This is a genomic window from Planktothrix sp., assembly GCF_046067725.1.
Taxonomy (GTDB): Bacteria; Cyanobacteriota; Cyanobacteriia; order Cyanobacteriales; family Microcoleaceae; genus Planktothrix.
Map to the genome: position 1 here is coordinate 1 of NZ_JBJUDF010000109.1, position 5,074 is coordinate 5,074.

General features: G+C 36.7%; 3 protein-coding genes and 1 pseudogene. 1 reads left to right on the forward strand and 3 read right to left on the reverse strand.

From position 1 onward, the window contains the following. A pseudogene (locus ACKPEB_RS06235) lies at positions 1–2,026 on the reverse strand (peptidase); the annotation flags it as partial. Between the two features lie 235 nt (positions 2,027–2,261). Next, entirely contained in the window at positions 2,262–2,729 is a 468-nt protein-coding gene (locus ACKPEB_RS06240) for a phosphate-starvation-inducible PsiE family protein (RefSeq protein ID WP_408963982.1), read from the reverse strand. Between the two features lie 542 nt (positions 2,730–3,271). Between ACKPEB_RS06240 and ACKPEB_RS06245 the strand changes: the two genes are divergently transcribed. After that, positions 3,272–3,958 (forward strand): diacylglycerol/polyprenol kinase family protein, encoded by a 687-nt coding sequence (locus ACKPEB_RS06245; RefSeq protein ID WP_408963983.1) that lies wholly within the window; start codon positions 3,272–3,274, stop codon positions 3,956–3,958. A 38-nt stretch (positions 3,959–3,996) separates the two neighbouring features. Here the strand turns inward: ACKPEB_RS06245 and ACKPEB_RS06250 are convergent, their stop codons facing one another. After that, a complete protein-coding gene (locus tag ACKPEB_RS06250) occupies positions 3,997–4,929 on the reverse strand; it encodes a hypothetical protein (protein ID WP_408963984.1) in 933 nt (310 codons plus the stop codon). Between the last annotated feature and the right edge of the window lie 145 nt (positions 4,930–5,074).

Here is a 5,074-nt window from a genome sequence, read left to right on the forward strand (position 1 = left end):
TATCCCATCTTAAATTTACAATTTGTCCGATGCGATGTTGATTTTTTTCATCGGCATGGTAAATTTCAAATAAGACCCCTTTGACTTGTTCCCGCTCTGATTCTTCAGGTAAAATTAATCGACCCATCCAGGTTCCGACCGGTTGATAGAATTGCGGATTAAGCAGTTGTTGAACTGGATAATAATGGGTTTGATTAAAAGCAGCTTGTTTATAGCGTTCATAGTTACTTTGCTTTTTCCAAGTCTCAGGATCTAACCCTGTAATTTCCCAATTTTCTAATAAAATTCCGGTGACAATATCAACCGTTTGTTCCAGAAAGGTTTTACCATTGGCAAGTTTTTCATCTCCCATTGGGCCACCCATCATATTGTGTCCGACGGGCCCTAAAGAAATCAAACTAATTTTTCCTCGCCGTTTGGCACAATTCCAATTCGATAATAAAGTAATCGGCCAGCGTCCAGGGAAAATAATCGCCCCCACTTTTTCAACACTATCTTTTTCACCAACTAAATGATAGAGATGTTCGGTTACCATTGCCCCGGTATTTCCACTGATAACCCCTGCGATTGAAATCACTGTAATCGGAGCATTAAGGGTGCGTTTAAGGAAAGTTGCAGCCCCCATTGACATTTGACCACCGCCACTATAACCAATTAACGTCACGGGAATCGAACTACCGAGGGGATAACCATAGTTTAGTAAACTTTTATACAAAACCTGAGATAAACCTTGATTTTGAATCGGGCCATAACGAGGATCAGCCGAAACCGCTACCGCCACAATATTGCGAGCATTAATAATAAATCCAATGGGATTGGCGGGATTATTAACCGCAATGGAGTCTACAATGCGCCACAAAAAGGCAAAGGGTCGATTTTGAGTTAAGGGATTATTGGTGACAGAATAGGGCATAATCCCTTTAACAATGGCAATATTATCAGGAGTAGCTGCTGCTAAATTATCTAAAAACCGTTCAACTTCGGGTAAATATTGATAGGAACCTTGATTGATTCCATCTAAATACACAACATAATGATTAATGGGAGTATCTGGGCAAGCTTCTGATACTAATTGACCCGGATTTTGTAAGGGTTGAACTCCATACCACCCGGCCCACCAGCTTAAGGATTCTAGGGGAGTTAAAATAATAGAAATTAACAGAGCAATTAAACTATATTGAATTAATTTAACAGCTAATCGTAAGGAATCATTTAATAATCCAAACCAGATGTAAAAAGGATTTTTATCTGTGGGTGTGAAGATTAAAACCAATAATAAAGCTAAGGCAGATAGGGCAATAAATCTAATCCAAGATGAAGGTTGAAGCTGGGGTTTTTCTTCTTGTTGTTCTGCTTGTAACCAGAGTTCTTTACCGACAGTAACCAGTTGCGGATCACTGCCATTCATGAGCATTTGTTCTAATTGTTTCGGGTCTGTAATTAATGAAGTACCCGCCGCCCAATTGGATAACCAACGGCTAAAAGCTAAAATCGGACGCCCAATGGTTCGTTGCAGAATTTGTAAGACCACCCACCCGATTAAAGTACAAGTAAAGGCTGACCAATCATCAAAAATGGCAATGGTTTCTAATCCCACAAATTGAGCCAATAAACTCCAAATTGAAAGGAAAACCCCAATGGCAATTCCAAAATAAGGTAAACCAATTAAAAACCCTAAGATTTGGGGGGCATAACTCAGACCAACAATTGTAAAAATCAGACTAAAACTGAGTGGAATCTTAAAAAATAAACTACTGGTAATCCAAATACTTGTTGCCCATAATCCATAACTAAGGGTAAAGACAATCGCAGAAATTCCTAAACTTAATACAAACCGAACAGGTTTAACTTTATTAGCGAATAAAACAATACATTGTCCAATGGATTGCGATAAACCCGCCAATAGAACAATCATTAATGCGATCGTTAACCCATTAGATAAAGTGCTAATTTCTTTAAATACATCTGGGTTAAGGGTAAATGCTCCTGAAACAAAATGCCAAAATTGGTTCAATAGGGTTTCCATAGAATTAAGTGTTAAAAAGACTGAATGCTGAATTTTTGGCTGGTTGTTAGTTTAGTGGATTTTGGCTGGATAGGATGATACAATTTGTGAACTGAAGGTTTTTCGGCTTGGGGCTGTATTCGGTAATTTTATAAATAAGATAAACCGAAATTAAGTATTATTTTATACTCTTCATTCATAGCTTTAGGGACATTTTAGCTCAGTTTACCCCCCTAAAACGGCTAAGTGAGGGATTTCAATGCTTATCTTCGCCTTTATTGAGTCTAACAATGAGATAACTAATGGATAATGCTAAAACAGCCAACGCCAGCCCTATTAGATCTTGACCTCCCTTTTTATCTAAATCAAAAATAATGATTTTTCTACCGACCGCAATTAAGGAAGTAATAATTACTAATTCAACTTGAATAACGTGCTTTTTTAAGTAAGATGAGATATTTTCTAAAATTTCTAAAGCGATCAAAACATTTAAAAACAATCCAAAAATTTCAAATAAAGAAACTTTGAAAATGAGAGTTGAATCTGTCAGTAATTTTTGCGTTAAATATACAATGAGTTGACCACAACACACGACAATGACCACAACCATTGCGAGTGATAGAGTTTTAGCGATCGCTACTTGAATTTCTTCTAAAAGTAATAAAAAATGTTCATCGCTGAACCAATGAGTTAGAGATTCAAAAAAGTTTTTTTTGCGTGACATGGTAAAAAGTAAATGGGACTTTAACTAACGAGACTAGAGGATAGAGCAAATTAATCTTAATATATAAGTTAGAGTCCGTTAATGCAATAGTAAGGTTAAAATTAATCCAGATTGTCTCGAAACATAGTTACTGAAGGGTTGGGATGGGAACATATAACAAGTCTAAATCGGTTGTCATCGCCGCTATAACTAAAACCCTGACCGTAGGGGCAATTCATGAATTACCCCTACCACCAATCAAATCGGATTGCTATATGACTAATTTGTTAATAAAAATCATCAATATTAATCATTGAAATAAGTCTATACAATTAAAAATGGAACGGAGAATGGGGAACAGGGAATTAGAAATGTCTAAATCATTATGTTTGGGTACTGATAATTGAGATGGCGTTTTCAGGTTCAATAGTTTTTGTAAAGAACACCGATAGATACTCAATATTTACACCAATCTGGCTTAAACTAAAATACTTTTGAATGTTAGAAAATGCAACAATTAGCGTATACTAATAGGTTAAGTTCATTTATACCCGATTGATTCAATGCTGAGTCTCACTGAAATTCCTCCGTTAGTATTGCAAATTACTTTAGTTGCTGTTTGGTTAGGTGTAATTTTAGCGATCGCAGAAGGACTCAACCGAATTTTTTCAGTTAATGCGGAAGTTTCCCGAAAAATTGTTCATATTGGAACTGGAAATGTAATTTTATTTGCTTGGTGGTTCAATATTCCAGCTTGGGTAGGAATTACTGCTAGTGTCATTTCAGGAATGATAGCCATTATTTCCTACCAAACCCCGATTCTTCCGAGTATTAATAGTGTCGGTCGTAAAAGTTTAGGAACGTTTTTTTATGCCATTAGTATTGGGGTTTTAATTGGTTGGTTTTGGACAATTCAACAACCTCAATATGCCGCTTTAGGGATTTTAGTCATGACCTGGGGGGATGGTTTAGCGGCTGTCATTGGTCAAAAATGGGGAAAACATCAATATCATGTTTTAGGAAGTTCTAAAAGTTGGGAAGGTTCTCTAACCATGCTATTTGTTAGTTTTATGATTTCTAGTATCATTTTATTAGCAGTACCCGGAAATTTAGAACTAATTTTGAAGATTTCCATCTTAGTCGCCCTTGTCGCTACAGCCTTAGAAACCTTTTCAAAATATGGCATTGATAATCTTACAGTTCCCTTAAGTAGTGCCTCCTTAGCTTTTTTTCTCAATCACATTCTTTAAACAAATATTAATCCTAAAATTGTCAGAAATGGGTTAAATTAAATTGTCGCTTCAGGGATAGACAGAAATTTTTGTGTTTGTTCAGTGATAGCAAATAAGCGATCCGCATGACAAAAGATTTCCCAAGCTCGAATTCCCATAAAACCAATTCCTGCAACTGCTAAAGGTATGGCTGCAATACCTAAAAGTTGAGCAATAGGAGGAAATATCATACAAATTGTTAACAAAATACCAGTAATAACACCACCAGCAATACCAGCTTTAGCGGTGGCGGTAGTAACTTTTTGAACTAACTCTGACTGGGTAATTTTTGCTTCCGCGTATAACAAAGAGTTTTCTAAAATCGAAAAAACTAACTCAATAACTGCTGCAATAATTGCTCCTTTAATCGTGATTCCAACAATTTCAGTCACGGCTGTTTTAAAAGCGGCATCTGCTAAAACTTTTTTAGCAACTGCTAATTCTTCCGCCGTCATATCTACACCGCCACGATCACGATTGACCCAAAAATATTCAAAAATTCCATTATTTGCTTCACTTCCACCTCCATTAATATGTGCTCGGATATGACTCCAATCTTTATCTTGACAAAAGTTACGAATCGCTTCTGGCCCTTGAGCTCGAATTTGGGCGGGTATGGATTCAAATACTTTTGCTGCTTCTTGAACATTTCGCATTCCAGAACGCATACCCGCCCTAGCAAATTTTAATTGCAACTGTTTGGGTAGGTTTTCAAAACGGATATTATGGGCGATTTTAAACGCTTCTTGAGTAGCAATGACTCCAGCACTAACGATTGAACTGGGCGCTGATTCTACCCATGTTGTGACTACATTTGCACTGTCTTGAATTTGAGCCGAGATTTTGTTAGATAACTCTTGGGTATTGGTAACAGTTTCTTGCACTTTGGTCGTTAGAATTTTGAGAGGATTCGAGTTAATTTCCATGTTGCTCCAGCTTGCTGAGTTCATGATTCAATTATAAGCTTGATTTCAGTTTTTTTTACTTCTGCTACCGAAACACTAGAGACGAAACCTCCTAAAAGTATTCCCTAGCAGGAGCGAAGAAACCAGGGATAAAGCCTGATCACTATTTTTTCATTATACCTTTGTTAGT